Below are 17,492 nucleotides of genomic sequence, written 5' to 3'. Positions count from 1 at the left end.
ACACATCATTTGCATACACATTGTCATTAGGTTGCACATATTTTTTTGGAAATTTAAATTCATTTTAGTTATTTTTTTAAAATAAAAAACCTCTGATAATTCAGAGGTTTTTTATTGTTATATATTATTAGATTTTAAACAATAGTAGCCTCAGCGTAATTTTTACACATCATACCACACATATTGTTCAATTTAATTGTCATTTTTTATCTTTTTGTTGCTGCAAATGTAATTACATTTTTTAAATATGCAACAAAAAAATTATTTTTTTAATTCAGCAGTACCAAAACTTACTGAGAAATCTACACACCAAACGTTCACTATTTTAAATTTTTCCAAATCGGTATTTGTTGGAATTGTATAAGTGAAATCACCTGAAATACCTTTTAAATCTCCAAGATTAATGTACTCAGTAGAACTAGCATCTGTAGATAAATAAACTAACAACTTTGGTCCATTATCTGTTTTAAAATTTGTAAAAGTCAATATTGTTTCATCAGAATTTACTGATGTTTTTCCTGAAGTTGGGTGCGCTCTGGCAATAAAATCACCCATGAAAAATGTGTTAGAATTCATATCATCAATCACAACATCTCCCTCCATTTGTTCAATTACAATTTGCATATCATCACTTTTAGAACAACTCATAATCAACACTAAACTAAATAAAAATATTACTATTTTTTTCATCATAAATATCGTTTTTAATTTTCTTCGTCGGAATTCATATCAACACCTTACAAACATTTTTATGAATTATTTATGACTAATTTGCTATTTAGGCTTTAATTTTTTATAACTTTGCACCCGAAAATAACTCGAGGAAAAATTTGAACTGATTGCAACCTCTTTAAAAAATGCTAAAGCAGTAATAATTTACTTCTTATAGCGACCAAAGCAATCACCATAATTTTCCGTTAATTTAAATTTAATAAATTATAATTATGTCATATTTATTTACATCCGAATCTGTTTCAGAAGGACATCCAGATAAAGTTGCTGATCAAATTTCAGATGCTTTAGTTGATAATTTTTTAGCCTTTGATGAAAATTCAAAAGTTGCTTGTGAAACCTTAGTAACAACTGGTCAAGTTGTATTAGCTGGAGAAGTAAAGTCTAATACTTATTTAGATGTTCAAAAGATAGCTAGAGACGTTATTAATAAAATTGGGTATACCAAAAGTGAATATATGTTTGATGGAAATTCTTGCGGTGTTTTTTCTGCAATTCATGAACAATCACAAGATATTAATCAAGGTGTTGATAGAGATTCTAAAGAACAACAAGGTGCCGGTGATCAAGGAATGATGTTTGGTTACGCAACCAAAGAAACTGAAAATTTTATGCCATTAGCATTGGATTTAAGTCATAAAATATTAGTTGAACTTGCTGAATTGCGTAGAGAAAATAAGGATATTACTTATTTACGTCCAGATTCTAAAAGTCAGGTTACTATTGAATATACTGATGATAATGTACCTTTTAGAATTAAAGACATTGTAGTTTCAACACAACACGATGATTTTGGACCTAATGATGAAGCCATGTTAGCTAAAATTAAAAGTGATGTTATTTCAATTTTAATTCCTCGTGTAATTGCAAAATTACCTACAGCAACAAAAGTATTATTTAATAACAATATTGTGTACCATGTAAATCCAACAGGGAAATTTGTTATTGGAGGACCACACGGTGATACAGGCTTAACTGGAAGAAAAATTATTGTTGATACTTACGGTGGTAAAGGAGCTCACGGTGGTGGTGCATTTTCAGGAAAAGATCCAAGTAAAGTAGATAGAAGTGCTGCATATGCAACGCGTCATATTGCTAAAAATTTAGTTGCCGCAGGTGTTGCTGATGAAGTTTTAATTCAGGTTTCTTACGCTATTGGTGTTGTTGAACCTATGGGAATTTATGTAAATACAAACGGTACTTCAAATATTGAAAAAGCAGATGGAGAAATTGCTGAAATTATAGGAACTATTTTTGACATGCGTCCTTTTGCAATTGAAGAACGCTTAAAATTACGCCAACCAATGTATTTAGAAACTGCAGCTTACGGGCATATGGGCCGTAAAAACGAAACTGTTTCAAAAACTTTTGAAAATGTTGATGGAACTAAAAAGACAATTGATGTTGAGCTATTTACTTGGGAAAAATTAGATTATGTAGATAAAGTAAAAGAAGCTTTTGGATTATAATAAGCCTTTTTATAAATAACTAAAAACCCTCAAAAATTATTGAATTTTGAGGGTTTTTAGTTATTTATAATATTTCGACAAGCTCAATATGACATGAAATTTTAAACCTCAGCCAAAATAGTTGATTGTATATATTTATGCATTCCTTGAGCTGCATCTCTTCCATCTCCCATCGCAAGTATAACAGTTGCACCACCTCTAACAATATCTCCTCCGGCAAACAAACCTGGAACAGAAGTCATCATATTATCATCTACTTTTATAGTATTCCATTTTGTTGTTTCCAATTCTGGCATACTTTGTTGAATTATTGGATTTGGAGAAACACCTACAGCAATAACAACACTATCTACATCAATATCGTGCTCAGAACCTTCAATAACTTCGGGTCTTCTTCTTCCAGAAGCATCTGGTTCTCCTAACTGCATTTTTTGAGCTCTCATCTTATTCACCATACCATTTTCATCTGCAAAGTATTCAATTGGTGAAGTAAGGTTCATAAATTCAATTCCTTCTTCAATAGCATGTTTAATTTCTTCAGCTCTAGCAGGCATTTCTTCTTGAGAACGACGATAAACAATAATTGCTCTTTCAGCCCCCATACGTTTTGCAGTTCTTACAGAATCCATTGCTGTGTTTCCACCTCCAACAATTACAACATTTTTTCCTGTATGAACAGGAGTGTCAAAATTGGCATCATCTCCATTCATTAAATTAACACGCGTAAGAAATTCATTAGCACTTTGAATACCATTAAAATTTTCACCAGGAATATTCATAAAATTAGGCAATCCAGCTCCTGAAGCAATAAAAAATGCTTTAAAACCTTCTTCTTTCAAATCTTCAATTGTAGCTGTTTTTCCAACAATAAAATTAGTAATAAACTTTACGCCCATTTGTTTAATGGTGTTTATTTCAAAATCTACAATTTTTTTTGGAAGACGAAATTCAGGAATTCCATATTTTAAAACGCCTCCTAAATCATGTAATGCTTCAAAAACAGTTACATCATATCCAAATTTTGCTAACTCACCAGCTACTGTTAATCCTGCCGGTCCAGAACCTATCACTGCCATTTTAATTCCGTTAGATTCCGCTAATTCAGGGATGGATGAATTACCGCTTTCGCGTTCATAATCGGCAGCAAATCTTTCAAGATAACCAATTGCTGATCCTTCTTTACTTAATTTTTTAACATATACACATTCTATTTCACACTGAATTTCTTGAGGGCAAACTCTTCCACAAATTGCCGGTAAAGAATTATTTTCTTTTAACACTTTTGCTGCACCTAAGATATCTCCCTTTTCTATATACTTTACAAACTTTGGAATATTTGTACCTACCGGACAACCTGACACACAAGTTGGTACTGCACAATCTAAACAACGAGAAGATTCACTCATTGCCATTTCTAAAGTTAACCCTTTATTTACTTCAATATTGCTTTTATTTCTAACATTTGGGTCTGCTTCAGGCATATGTACTCGAACACCTTCTGTACGATCTTTGCTCTTTATTTCTTTACGTAATTTATCTCGCCAATCGGCTTTACGTTCTTTTTTATAATATTCTTTATCGAATTCTGTTCCCATTTTATGTGCTATATAATTATAAAAATAAACTTAGTTTAATACTGGCTTTAAAGATTTTAAATAATCACTATAACCACTTGATTCCTTCGTTTTATAGGCATTTAATCTGCTTAACATTTCATCAAAATTTACTTGATGCGCGTCAAACTCAGGACCACTAACACAAACAAATTCAGTTTTTCCACCAACAGAAACCCTACAAGCTCCACACATTCCTGTTCCATCAACCATGATAGTATTTAAACTTGCAACTGTAGGTATATCATATTTTTTAGTTGTTAAAGCTGCAAACTTCATCATTATAGCTGGACCAATAACAACTGCTTCATTTACCTTTTCTCGTTGAATTACTTTTTCCATTCCTAGAGTTACTAATCCTTTTTCACCTAAAGAACCATCATCTGTCATAATAATTAATTCATCTGAGTATTCCCTCATTTCATTCTCTAAAATAACAAGTTCTTTTGTTCTTGCTGCAATTACTGTTATTACTCTATTGCCCGCTAATTTCATTGCTTGTACAATTGGGAAAAGTGGTGCAACACCAACACCTCCTCCAGCACATAAAACTGTGCCAACATTTGCAATATGAGTTGCTGTACCTAGTGGACCTACAACATCTAAAATAGTATCTCCAACATTCATATCACACAATTTATGAGACGAAACTCCAACTCTTTGAACTATTACATAAATTGTTCCTTTTTCAGTATTTGCATCGGCAATTGTTAAAGGAATTCTTTCTCCTTTTTCATCAATTCTTAAAATGATAAAATTTCCTGCTTTTCTACTTTTAGCAATATATGGAGCTTCTATACTTAATCTGGCAACATTTTCAGATAGAAATTCCTTTTCAATTATTTTAAACATATTTTGATAATTTACAATAGGAATTAACAATAATTAAAAATGCTGTATACCTATTTTTTATATACGTAAAATTAAAGCAAAGCAAATTGTAAAAACTTGAGTAATGTCAGTTTTTGCGATAATTAATACGATTTATCTTAAAATCAAAAAAGGATCTATAAAAAAGAGAAAAACGTATTTTTTATATTGAAAAAAAAGCAAATAATTAAAATTGAATTGATAAATATCTAATTCTCTTAATTCGTTTGCAGGTAAGGCGAAAAACAACTTAAAAATAACCATTAAAATCTAACATAAAACTAATACTATTGTGCACAATTGACACAAAATAGGCTCTCAGGTCTAATTAAAATTCTTCCTAATGGAATTGGTTTTTTACATTTTAAGCAAATCCCAAATTCTTCACTTCCTACTTGAGAAGAAACACGTTGTAAGTTTCTCAATTTACTTTCGGCTTGTCTTAATGCTGCTTCCGAAATACTTTTATTATTAATAGCATCCATACGCGAAACACGACCGATAGCACAATCTGGAGCGATTGGTTTTGTTAGTTCTTTATATTCTTCAATTGATTTTTCAGTTAAAGATATTTGTTCAAGAAGTTTTTGTTTTATATCATCACTATCCATAAATCTAATATAGCCATTAATTCAGGAAAATTTGAAAATATTCGCACAAAAAAAGTTCGTAATTTTCAGGATTACAAAATTCATAACTTACAGTATGGTTACAATAGCTATAAAGTTAATCTGGATAAATTGGCTTAACTAATTCTTATATTCTTTGAAAAATTGTTCAGCTACATATTTGTTTAAATTAAAAACCCTATCAAATTAGATAAGGTTTTCATTAGTAAACTTATAGTATCTTAATTCTTTATAAATTAAACTTTACAGAAAACATATAAAGCCTTGGTTGAATAAAATATAATGATGTTGTATTACTATCAGAAATCTCGTTGTAACTGTCAGTATTCATGGAAGTATTATTTGTTAAATTAGTTGCTGAAAGTTTAAATTCCCATTTGCTGTCTTTTTGCTGATAATATAAATTAGCATTTAAAAATGAGTACGTGTTTTTTACGGTATTCTCATCATTTTTATAGTTGTAATAACTATAATCTGCAGTTAAAATAAAATTCTTTAAAAATGCTATTTCCATATTGGCAAATGGGCGATCAGTTGTTGAACCCGTATTTGAATATTCAGAAAACGATTTTTGATAACCTACCTCAAAATTAGGAGCATCTTTAAATTTACTAGCAATACTCGCTTGGTAATTGTGTGAAAGTGTTTTTGAGTTTATTTGCGTTCCGTTTACAATATTATTAAAAATTGAATTGTTAACACTCGCTCTAAAATTCGTTTTAAGCTTACTATATGTTTTACCGTATCTAAAAGAAGCTGACATTGTTTCGTCGGCTAAATTAGAATTTACAGGTATTGAAATTCTATCTACGCCTAATAATACGGTACTATTTTTTATACCATCAACTTTTTTAGTATAGTTAATAGATGCATGAATATTGGTAAACGAAAACATACTAAAACTAAAATAACTTAATGAATACTTATGGTATAACGCATTCTCTAATTCTCTATTTCCTCGCTTTAAAGAATTGTAATTAGATAAAAGATAGCCTTCAGCAATATTATTGATATCTGAAAATTCAGTAGAAATTGAATAATTGAAACGTAAACTTTCAGACGATTTAAACTGTAAACGCGCATACAAATCCGGTAATAATTTTGTTTTATTTTCTTTAATAATGGCTCCTAATTGTGAATCTTTTGTAATATACTGGTGAACACTTACTCCTGGATTAAATGTTAAAATACCTGAAACCATTTTATAGTTTAATCTTAAAAAAAGATCGGAGAAATTGTAATCAACATCGTTATTTAAAACAGGTTCATTAAAATTAAAAACACTGCCATCTTCTAAAGTTTGTGAAATTCCAGAAGTTAACGTTTGCTTGCTTAAAGTTGTTCCTAAAGTTAGGTTAATATTGCTTTTTGGCGTTAATAAATAAAAGTAGTCAAATTTAGCATCTAACTTATTAGTGCTTGTTTTTTTATCTTGAATTAACTCTATAAAATCCTCCGTATTGTCTGTTGGAATTATTAAAAAAGGCTGAGTTGCTGCTGTTGAATTGTATAACGGTTCATCTTTTTCATAGTTATGTTGAATTTCAGCCGAGAAGATATTTTTCTCATCAATCGTATAATACAAATTAAAATTTTGATTTAAAGAAAATGGTTTTTCCTCTTTGTAAGTATCCACAGCTCCTCTCTCAGTAGAAGAAACATCTAACAATTCTGTTTGTTTAGACATTTTACCAAAAATATCATAATCTATATGCACATTCGTATTTGGTTTATAAGTTGTACTAAATTTTAACATTCCTAATTGACTTCCTTGTATTGCTGAAGTTTCATTTTCTTCAGTTAAATTTAAGTTGTTATAAACTGTATTTGATTGCGTAAACATATCAGTTTCCGAATCATTTACAATAGCAAAACCATTAAAATCTAATGTTTTTTTAGGAGCCATACTAAAGTTTAAAGCTCCAAATTTTGAAGTTATTTCTTGTGCTCTATTATTTTGAACAGTCATAAAACCTAAACCGCCAGACGACACATTAAAATTAGTTCCGCTACCACTCATTCCACCTCGTAAACCTCCTGTAAATCTGAAATAATCTCGCATTGTAAAAGGTGCTTCTCCAATATTATTAATATCAGCTAGTACATTTACACTTTTTTCAGGGCTATAATAAAATAGTTTTGGCTTCACTAAATGCTTTTCATTATCTCCAACGCCTGCATTTACTTCTCCAAACCAAAATCGTTTTTTACCTTGTTTTAATTTAATATTAATAGCGATGTTATCTTCGTTATTTGTAACGCCACGCATTCCTGAAACTTCATTGTAATTTTTTAGAACCTGAATTTTATCAATTGCAGAAGCTGGGATATTTTGAGTTGCCAGTTTAGAATCACCATCAAAAAACTCTTTTCCTTCAACCAATACTTTTTGAACTTTTTTACCTTCTACTTCCACTTCTCCATTATCATCAATATCTACACCTGGTAATTTTTTAAGTACATCTTCTAACTTTTTTTCTTTTCCTGAAGTAAATGAATCTGCATTATAGCTAATAGTGTCACCAACAATTTTAATTGGCATTTCATAGGTGATTTCAACTTCATTTAAGGATTGATTTGATTCACTTAAAATAATATCTTGTACCAAATCTGTTAAAGAATTATCTACAGATATTTCCACATTTTTTGTGTCAAATCCCAAATAACTTACTTTTAAAGTGTATTCCTGACTATCTTCTAAACTTAATTTATAATTTCCTTGTGAATCTGTTATTGAATAAGATTTTAAAAATTTTGTTCCTTTTTTAAAGGCTATTACATTTGCCATTTCTAAAGGAGTTCCCGCTTCATCTTTAACAGTTCCTTCTAATTTAATATTTTGAGAAAAGACAATAAATGGAAATATTGTTACTAAGAGTAAACTTGCTATTTTTTTCATTTAAACTATATTTTTTTGAAGCTATTTTATTGTTTTTTAATAGATATTAAATTTATGAGTCTGATTAATTACACTTCGATAAGTTCAGTGTTACATTTCGAAAACTTGCTTTTATAGCATGTAAAAAACCTTTCGACTTTAATCGAGTTAACTTTTTTAGACTGTAAATTGATAATTGATTTTTATCCTCCAATTCTAATATGTCTTCCACTTCCGCCACTTTTCTCACGTTCATTACTCATTCTTTCTCTCATTTCTTTGGTCTTTTCTTCAAAAATTTCATCGTACTCTTTTTGTGTAACCACTTTTCCTTTTGTTGGCTCAGTTATCTCTGATTTCTCTTTTGGATTCATTACAATTTTTGTGCATAAAATTTGAGTATTGTCATCACTTACTTCTAAAATTAAGCCTGGCAAACCCCAATAATCACTTGGCCCATGACTTACAGGAATATCAAGTGTATACCAAGCCGTAACAATCACAAGTTCCATAACATCTTCTTTTGGTTCTTCTTTAGCTTCTTCTTTTTCTGAGTTATTATTCCCTCTTCCAAATCTGAAATTATTTTCACGCACCGGTTTTTCAACAACTGTTGTTGCTTTAAAGCATAAGTTTTCACCAATCATTTTAGTTTCTTGTTCCATTTTCCAATCGTAAGTAATTAAATCATCTTTAATTAAGAAGTTTTTACCACTAAACTCATTTTCTTTGGCTGAAATTTTAGTTTGTGTATTTTTAAAATGTTTTCCTGAAACACCACCACCCATCATCATAAATCTCATACCTCCATGACCACCTGAAGTTTGGTCTAATTTAGCTTCTTCTTTATAAATTGAAGCTGTTTTATCGAACGATAAAGTATATGTTTTTTCAAGTCTACTTTTCATCATTTCTTCAATACGTTTTACTCTATCAGCCGGAATTCCTGAACCTGCTAAATCCATTTCCATGGCGGTTTTGGTTTGATAAACCGCTTGACCTTGAAAATCTTGAGCACTTATTGTAGTTATTACTAATAAAAATGTGGCAGTTATACTTTTTAAAAGAATGTTTTTCATTTTATGGTATTTTTAATTAATTTCTGAACAAATATATGCGCTTATTAAATTTATTACAGTTAATTAGTGTTAACGATTGTTAAGCAATTGTGATAATACAATTTATGTACTTAACTTTGAAACTATGAATAAGTCAAACTACAAATGGGTTGTTTATTTTATTGGTATTACGGTAATTACAACAATTGCCGTACAAGTTTATTGGAACTTTAGAGAATATCAAATAAACAAACAAAATTTAATTAGTAAAGTACAACTGAGTTTAGATAATTCGGTTGAAGCTTATTTTATAAATTTAACCAAATCAGGTATTATTACATACACCTCATTAGATTCTGTTAATCTTAAAGAAAAAACTGACACCATTATTGTGAGTACAAATTATAGAAGAAATTTTAGAAAAAAAATGGACAGTACTTTAAATAATATGGCTAGACAAGATGGAGAAAAACCTATTTTAATTAAATCGCCGAGACATAATTTTTATCCATTTTTTACAGCAAATAATATACTTCCAAAACATATTGACAGTTTAATATCTAAAGTTATTATTTCAATTTCAAGAGACACTCTTGATTTAAAAAAATTAGACACTTATATTATTGATGAGTTTAATCGTAATAAAATTGATGTTACTTATGCTTTAAAATACAACTACACCTCTTCTCACTTTGAAGATAAATCTGTTACAAAAACAATAGATTATAATCTTGAAAATTTTCCTAAAAAACATTTAACCACCGTTTCAAATTCAAATTTTTTACCACATAGAAGCAAATTAGAATTGTATTTCACAAATGAAACCGCTATTTTATTACGAAACTCATTTATTAGTATTTTGCTCTCATTATTATTGTCAATTAGTATTATCGCAAGCTTATTGTATTTGCTAAATACTATTTACAAACAAAAACAATTGGCTGAAGTAAAAAGCGATTTAATAAACAATATTACACACGAATTTAAAACACCAATCGCAACTATTTCTACTGCTTTAGAAGCTATGAAAAATTTTAATGCGCTAAATGATAAAGTTAAATCTGAAAAATACATTGCAATTGCAAACACACAAGTTTCTAAATTAGACTTAATGGTTGAGAAAATTTTAGAAACCGCAGCATTAAATCACGAAGAATTAGCCATCAATAAACAGCCATTTAATCTGGTTGAAGTAGTTGAAGAAGTAGTTGAAAAGTATAAAATTATTAATACTGATAAAACTTTTAAGTTTAGCAATTCTATTGAAACTACACTTTTAAATTTAGATAAATTTCATTTTGAAAATGCTTTAGGAAATATCATAGATAATGCTATAAAATATGGTGGGAATATTATTAATATTGAGCTAACTTCAATAAAAAATAAAATTATTATTGTAATCAAAGACAATGGAAATGGAATTTCTAAAGCCCATAAAGAAAAGGTTTTTGATCAATTTTATAGAATTCCAATGGGGAATACTCACAATGTAAAAGGCTTTGGTATTGGTTTGTATTACACCAAAAAAATTATTGAAAAACATGGTGGAAACGTAACTATTATTTACGACAAAAATAATAGTACCTTGTTTAAAATTGAATTACCAAATGAATAGTCCTATAAAAATATTATTAGCCGAAGATGAACCTTCTTTAGGACAAATTATTAAAGAAAGTTTAGAAACTCGTAATTTTGAAGTATTACTCTGTGCTAATGGAGAAGAAGCTTATAAAGTTTACAAAGCTGAAAATCCACTTTTATTAGTATTGGATGTAATGATGCCAAAAAAAGATGGATTTACACTTGCCAAAGAAATTAGGGAAGAAAACTCAGATATTCCAATTATTTTTTTAACAGCAAAATCGCAAACTGATGACGTAGTAGAAGGTTTTAATTTAGGTGGTAATGATTATTTAAAGAAACCCTTTAGTATGGAAGAGCTTATTGTTAGAATAAATGCGCTTTTAAAAAGAGGAAAAGGTGAATTAAATGATGGCCCAATAAAAATTGGGAGCTACATTTTCAACTTAAAAAAACAAACACTTCAAACTGCAACTTCTATTGAAAATTTAACACATCGTGAAGCTCATTTATTATACTATTTAATAAAAAATAAAAACCAAGTTTTAGAACGTTCGTTCATTTTAAAAAAATTATGGGGAGATGATGACTTCTTTAATGCAAGAAGTATGGATGTTTTTATTACAAAACTTAGAAAAAAATTAAAAGAGGATTCTGCTATTCAAATAATTAACGTTCGTGGTTACGGCTATAAATTAATTTATTAACAGTTTGTATTTGAGGACCAAAAACACGAAAAATTTAATTAACTTTAACGTTTTAAATTTCACTTAAAGATTAATTATGCACGTAGCTATTGCGGGAAATATTGGAGCCGGAAAAACCACTTTAACAAAACTTTTAGCAAAACATTATAAATGGGATCCTCATTTTGAATCTGTAGATGAAAATCCTTACTTGGATGATTTTTATGGTGAAATGGAACGTTGGTCGTTTAATTTACAAGTTTACTTTTTAAACAGTAGATTTCGCCAAGTACTAGAAATTAGAGAAAGCGGAAGAAGCATTATTCAAGATCGAACTATTTATGAAGATGCTCGTATTTTTGCACCAAACTTACATGCAATGGGTTTAATGACAAATAGAGATTTTAAAAATTACTCATCACTATTTGAACTTATGGAACGCTTAGTAACACCGCCCGATTTATTAATTTATTTAAGAGCCTCAATTCCTACATTGGTTGGACAAATTCATAAAAGAGGTCGGGATTACGAAAACTCAATAAGCATAGATTATTTAAGTAGATTAAATGAACGTTACGAAGGTTGGATTACAAAATACACCAAAGGGAAATTACTAATAGTTGATGTTGATAATTTAAATTTTGTAGATAACCAAGAAGATTTAGGAACTGTTATTGATAAAATAGATGCCCAAATAAACGGGTTATTTTAAGAAAATAATTACACCAACAATCATAAACAAAAAAACGGGTTACTTAATTTAAGTAACCCGTTTTTTTTATTTCAATGCGATTAACTATTAATACGCATTTTATAAAATGATCTATACACAAAATACAAAGCTATCACAAAGAAAACTACACCAAAATAAGGAGCAATCTCTCTAAATGAAGGAGAAATAGCTATTTCCATAGCTAATAAACCAAACAATGTTGTGAATTTAATTATTGGATTAAGAGCCACTGAAGATGTATCTTTAAAAGGATCACCTACCGTATCTCCAACAACAGAAGCTGCGTGTAAATCAGTTCCCTTTTCTTTCATATCCACTTCAATTACTTTTTTAGCATTATCCCAAGCTCCACCTGCATTTGCCATAAAAATAGCTTGGTATAACCCAAAAAACGCAATTGAAATAAGATAACTTATAAATAACGAAACAGGAGCTGCAGCAATTATTATATCAGCTTCACTCATACCAGGAACTATACCTGTTGGTGCAGAAAAGAATGCAAAAGCCAGTGCAAATGCAAAGACAGCAATAAAAATATTTAACATCCCTTTTTGAGCATACTGAGTACAGATTTTCACAACCGCTTTCGATTTTTCTACATCTGCTCTTTTAGGTGCATCAGGGTCAAGGTTAATATTATCTTTAATATAAGCAACCGCCTGGCTTGCCCCTGTAGTTACAGCCTGAATACTAGCTCCAGAGAACCAATAAATAACAGCACCACCCAATAAAAAACCAAAAATTGTATAAGGATTTAATAAATTTAAAACTAGTTCAGGTTTAATACCTAAAGAATGCTCTATTACTAAAATAAGTGCAAAAATCATGGTAGTTGCACCTACAACAGCTGTACCAATTAATACCGGTTTTGCAGTTGCTTTAAAAGTATTTCCAGCACCATCATTTGCTTCTAAATAATATTTTGATTTTTCAAAATCTGGAGTAAAACCAAAATCTCTTTCAATTTCAGGAGTAATAGCAGCAATATCTTCTTCTATTAGCGATAACTCATAAATAGATTGAGCATTATCAGTTACTGGTCCATAACTATCTACAGCAATGGTAACTGGCCCCATACCTAACATACCAAAAGCAACTAAACCAAAGGCAAATATTGATGGGTAAATCATAATTTCACCTAAACCATAATTTGAAGCATAATAAGCAATAAACATTAATAAGAAAAATACCATTCCTAACCAAAATGCACTAAAATTACCTGATACTAATCCAGAAAGAATATTAAGAGATGCTCCCCCTTCTTTTGAAGCTTCAACAACTTCTTCTACATGAATAGATTTAGGGCTTGTAAATAATTTTGTGAATTCCGGGATAAGCGCAGCTCCAAGAGTTCCAGCACTTATGATTACTGAAAGTGTAATCCATAAATTATTTCCGAGATTTCCAATCAAAAAATAACTTGCAACAAAAGTAACAACCATTGATAATATAGATGTTATCCAAACCAATGATGTTAATGGTTTTTCAAAATCCAATTCATCAACATCACTATATTTAGCTGTTGTAATCGCTCCATTTATCCAGTAAGAAACTATAGAAGTGATAATCATTAATATCCGCATTACAAAAATCCAAACCAATAATTGAGTTTGCAAAGCTGTATCTGTAATAGCTAATAAAATAAAAGAAATTAAAGCAACTCCAGTAACTCCATAAGTTTCAAAACCATCAGCAGTTGGGCCAACAGAATCTCCTGCATTATCTCCAACACAGTCGGCAATAGTACCTGGGTTACGTGGATCATCTTCACCAATTTTAAATATCACTTTCATTAAATCAGAACCAATATCTGCAATCTTAGTAAAAATACCACCAGCAATACGCAAAGCCGAAGCTCCTAAAGATTCACCAATAGCAAAACCAATAAAACTAGCTCCTGCATATTCTCCAGGAACAAACAAAAGAATAATAAGCATCAATAATAATTCCAAAGAAATTAATACTACTCCAATACTCATTCCTGCATTCAACGGAATATTTAATAATTTAATTGGTTTTCTTTCAAGAGAAGCAAAAGCCATACGAGAGTTTGCTAAAGTATTCATTCTTATTCCAAACCAAGCAACAGAATAGGATCCTAAAATTCCAAGAATCATCCAGCCAAGAATCATTAATACACCACCTATACCAAATAAATTTTCACCAGTAACTGGGTCTTTTGATAAAAACCCAAAATAAAGTGCAACTGCAGTACCTATAAAAGCAAATAAAATAAAAATAAATTTCCCTTGCTGAATTAAATACGTTTTAGAGGTTTCAAAAATTACTTGAGCAACATCTAACATAGATTTATGAGCCCTTATTTTTTTAACTTGTACAAATTGGTAAAACCCAAAAAGCAAACCGGCTAACGTAATCAAAAAGCCCCAATATAAAATACTTTGTTCTTTAATTGCATCTGGGATTACTAGATCTGCTTCACTTGCTATACTGCGTATTGGAAACATTAATACAACTAAAATTGCGATAATTTTTTTCATTTGTTATATAGATAAAGATTAGTGATTGATTTTAAAGGCAGGTAGACGTTGGAATTAAAAATATTAAAATAAGTATTTGTATTTTCTCTAGTTAAAATTAGATTACTAAAATACTCCATTTTAAATAATACCATTTAGTCGTTAATATTGTATAAATATAAAAATTTAATATTAAACAACTAATTATTTTTCACAAAGCTATTTGTAATAAATATAACATTTCTCTTTTTTAACAAAAATGCTCGCAAACAGCGAGCATTTTATATTGAAAATAGATGAATTCCTATTTTAAGAATTCTTATCTATAATTTTTTCTTTATTAATTTTTTCAATTTTAACAATAGTTTCCTTTAATGTTCCTAGTTGAGTTTTTACTTCTTCTTCAGTTCCTTCAATGATTTTCACATCTATTAAAACTTCGCCATTTTCAGTTGTGGTAGTTGTTACAGTTGCTTTCACAGTTCCATCATCATTTTTCGTCATTTCAACTTTTACATCTTTAAAGATTTCTTTAGCAACAACTTCAATAGCTGCCTTTTCATTTGAATAATTAGCAACCTCAACAGCATCTAATGCAATACTAGGTGCAATAACCAATGCAACAACAGACATTAATTTTAATAATATGTTTAATGATGGTCCTGAAGTATCTTTAAAAGGGTCTCCAACTGTATCTCCTACAACAGCTGCTTTGTGTGCTTCTGTTCCTTTTTTACCTTGTTCTTCAATCATTTTTTTGGCATTATCCCAAGCACCTCCTGCATTAGATTGAAAAATTGCCATTACAACACCTGTTGTTGTTACACCGGCTAATAAACCTCCTAACATTTCAGCTCCTCCAATAAACCCAACAGCAACTGGTACAACTAAAGCTAATAATCCCGGTAATACCATTTCTTTAATTGAAGCTTCTGTAGATATTTCAACACATTTTTCATATTCAACATATCCATCAGCTTCATCAAAAATAGCTAGTTCTTCTTTAGAAAAATTAGATTTATCTGAATCATGTTTTCTCATTACTTCAAGTGCGGCATGAAGTTGTGGAATATCTCTAAACTGACGACGAACTTCTTCAATCATTGCCATTGCAGCTCTACCAACTGCTTTCATTGATAAGGCTGAAAAAACAAATGGCAACATTCCTCCCACTAATAAACCAGCCATAATTTTTGGTTGAGAAACATCAATTGAAGTTACATTTGCCGTTTTCATAAAAGCTGCAAATAAGGCAAGTGCAGTTAATGCTGCAGATGCAATTGCAAATCCTTTACCTATTGCAGCGGTTGTATTACCAACAGCATCTAATTTATCTGTTCGTTCACGAACTTCACTTGGCAAGTCAGCCATTTGAGCAATCCCACCAGCATTATCAGATATTGGTCCATACGCATCTACAGCTAATTGAATACCCGTATTTGCTAACATACCAACAGCAGCAATAGCAATACCATATAAACCTGCAAAGTGATGTGACACTATAATTGCAATAGCGATTAAAAGTACTGGAAACATTGTTGACATCATTCCTACACCTAAACCAGCAATAATATTAGTGGCTGAGCCTGTTTCAGATTGTTTTACAATTGACAGTACTGGCTTGGTTCCTGTTCCTGTATAATATTCCGTTGCTTTACCAACACAAAAACCTGCAATTAAACCTGTTAATGTTGCATAAAAAACACCCATTGCTCCAAACGGCAAACCTTCTATAGATTCTGGTAACATTTCATTTATTATAAAATAGGAAGCTACAATCATTAAAGCGCCTGACCCAAATTCTCCTAAATTTAATGCTTTATGCGGTGAACCTCCTTCTTTTACTTTTACAAAAAAAGTACCTATAATTGACATTATAATACCTACAGCTGCAAGAACCAAAGGTAAATAAACAGCTCCTAAACCATTAAAATTTGGAGTGAATATAAAAGCTCCTAAAACCATAGTACCAATAATTGAACCAACATATGATTCAAATAAATCAGCCCCCATACCCGCAACATCTCCAACATTATCTCCAACATTATCCGCAATTGTTGCAGGGTTTAATGGATGATCTTCAGGGATACCGGCTTCAACTTTACCAACTAAATCTGCTCCAACATCAGCAGCTTTTGTATAAATACCTCCACCCACACGTGCAAATAAAGCGATTGATGAAGCTCCTAATGAAAAACCTGAAAGCACATTTAATACCATTGGTATATTCTCAGTCCCTGGCCACATATATTGGTAAACCATAAACAATCCACTCAAACCTAAAACACCTAAACCAACAACACCCATACCCATAACTGAGCCTCCCGCAAAAGCAACTTCTAAGGCTTTTTCTAATGATGTTCTTGCTGCTTGTGTAGTTCTTACATTTGCTTTTGTAGCTGCTCTCATTCCGATGAAACCTGCTAAACCAGAACAGATTGCACCAACAATAAAAGAAAAAGCAACCATCCCATGAGAAATATGAACACTATTTTCGTCTCCATATTCATCAACTCCTTTAAAAAATAATAAGATTGCAACTCCAACTATAAATATAAAAAGTATTTTATACTCAGCTTTTAAAAAAGACATTGCTCCGTCAGCAATGTGTTTTGCGATTTTTGACATTTTCTCATTTCCCTTGTCTTGTTTTGTAACCCATGTATTTTTCACATATACAAACAAAAGACCCAATACTCCAAACAAGGGTAAATAATTCACGATTATCTCCATTTTTAATTTTAATTAGTTAGTTAGTTTTTT

Annotated in this window: 12 protein-coding genes; 4 read left to right on the top strand and 8 right to left on the bottom strand. The window is 30.3% G+C overall.

Annotation, left to right across the window (positions count from 1 at the left end):
• Positions 1–261: 261 nt before the first annotated feature.
• Positions 262–693 carry a DM13 domain-containing protein gene (locus Q0352_RS03040; RefSeq protein WP_299523420.1) on the bottom strand — a complete coding sequence of 144 codons (432 nt, stop codon included), beginning with the start codon at positions 691–693 and terminating at the stop codon, positions 262–264.
• 251 nt (positions 694–944) lie between these two features.
• Between Q0352_RS03040 and metK the strand changes: the two genes are divergently transcribed.
• Positions 945–2,201 carry a methionine adenosyltransferase gene (gene metK / locus Q0352_RS03035; RefSeq protein ID WP_299523417.1) on the top strand — a complete coding sequence of 419 codons (1,257 nt, stop codon included), beginning with the start codon at positions 945–947 and terminating at the stop codon, positions 2,199–2,201.
• A 101-nt stretch (positions 2,202–2,302) separates the two neighbouring features.
• Here metK and gltA read toward each other — a convergent pair whose 3' ends face one another.
• The 5 genes from gltA to Q0352_RS03010 all read right to left on the bottom strand — a co-directional run bounded on the left by gltA (position 2,303) and on the right by Q0352_RS03010 (position 9,270).
• Entirely contained in the window at positions 2,303–3,796 is a 1,494-nt protein-coding gene (gltA, locus tag Q0352_RS03030) for an NADPH-dependent glutamate synthase (protein WP_299523414.1), read from the bottom strand.
• A 30-nt stretch (positions 3,797–3,826) separates the two neighbouring features.
• Positions 3,827–4,666, bottom strand: a complete 840-nt coding sequence (locus tag Q0352_RS03025; RefSeq protein WP_299523411.1) for a sulfide/dihydroorotate dehydrogenase-like FAD/NAD-binding protein — start codon at positions 4,664–4,666, stop codon at positions 3,827–3,829.
• Positions 4,667–4,971: 305 nt separating this feature from the next.
• Entirely contained in the window at positions 4,972–5,295 is a 324-nt protein-coding gene (locus Q0352_RS03020; RefSeq protein ID WP_299523408.1) for a TraR/DksA C4-type zinc finger protein, read from the bottom strand.
• Between the two features lie 247 nt (positions 5,296–5,542).
• Positions 5,543–8,212 (bottom strand): TonB-dependent receptor, encoded by a 2,670-nt coding sequence (locus tag Q0352_RS03015; RefSeq protein WP_299523405.1) that lies wholly within the window; start codon positions 8,210–8,212, stop codon positions 5,543–5,545.
• A 182-nt stretch (positions 8,213–8,394) separates the two neighbouring features.
• Positions 8,395–9,270 (bottom strand): GLPGLI family protein, encoded by an 876-nt coding sequence (locus Q0352_RS03010; RefSeq protein ID WP_299523402.1) that lies wholly within the window; start codon positions 9,268–9,270, stop codon positions 8,395–8,397.
• A 124-nt stretch (positions 9,271–9,394) separates the two neighbouring features.
• On the opposite strand from Q0352_RS03010, the gene Q0352_RS03005 reads away from it, so the two are divergent.
• The 3 genes from Q0352_RS03005 to Q0352_RS02995 all read left to right on the top strand — a co-directional run bounded on the left by Q0352_RS03005 (position 9,395) and on the right by Q0352_RS02995 (position 12,228).
• Positions 9,395–10,864 carry a sensor histidine kinase KdpD gene (locus Q0352_RS03005; protein ID WP_299523399.1) on the top strand — a complete coding sequence of 490 codons (1,470 nt, stop codon included), beginning with the start codon at positions 9,395–9,397 and terminating at the stop codon, positions 10,862–10,864.
• Positions 10,857–11,537: a response regulator transcription factor gene (locus tag Q0352_RS03000; RefSeq protein WP_299523396.1), complete on the top strand. Its 681-nt coding sequence runs from the start codon at positions 10,857–10,859 to the stop codon at positions 11,535–11,537. The genes Q0352_RS03005 and Q0352_RS03000 overlap by 8 nt, the downstream gene beginning before the upstream one ends.
• A 76-nt stretch (positions 11,538–11,613) precedes the next feature.
• Positions 11,614–12,228, top strand: coding sequence for a deoxynucleoside kinase (locus tag Q0352_RS02995; RefSeq protein ID WP_299523393.1), 615 nt, complete (start codon positions 11,614–11,616; stop codon positions 12,226–12,228).
• A gap of 80 nt (positions 12,229–12,308) precedes the next feature.
• On the opposite strand, the gene Q0352_RS02990 is transcribed toward Q0352_RS02995, so the two are convergent.
• Complete coding sequence (locus tag Q0352_RS02990; protein WP_299523390.1) at positions 12,309–14,750, bottom strand: sodium-translocating pyrophosphatase; 2,442 nt, start codon at positions 14,748–14,750, stop codon at positions 12,309–12,311.
• A gap of 288 nt (positions 14,751–15,038) precedes the next feature.
• The gene (locus Q0352_RS02985; protein ID WP_299523387.1) at positions 15,039–17,462 is read right to left on the bottom strand and encodes a sodium-translocating pyrophosphatase; all 2,424 of its coding nucleotides are present in this window, start codon (positions 17,460–17,462) and stop codon (positions 15,039–15,041) included.
• Between the last annotated feature and the right edge of the window lie 30 nt (positions 17,463–17,492).

The organism is uncultured Lutibacter sp. (assembly GCF_937891065.1).
Taxonomy (GTDB): Bacteria; Bacteroidota; Bacteroidia; order Flavobacteriales; family Flavobacteriaceae; genus Lutibacter.
Note: the sequence above shows the minus strand (reverse complement) of the source record. Positions and strands in the feature narration are given on the sequence as shown.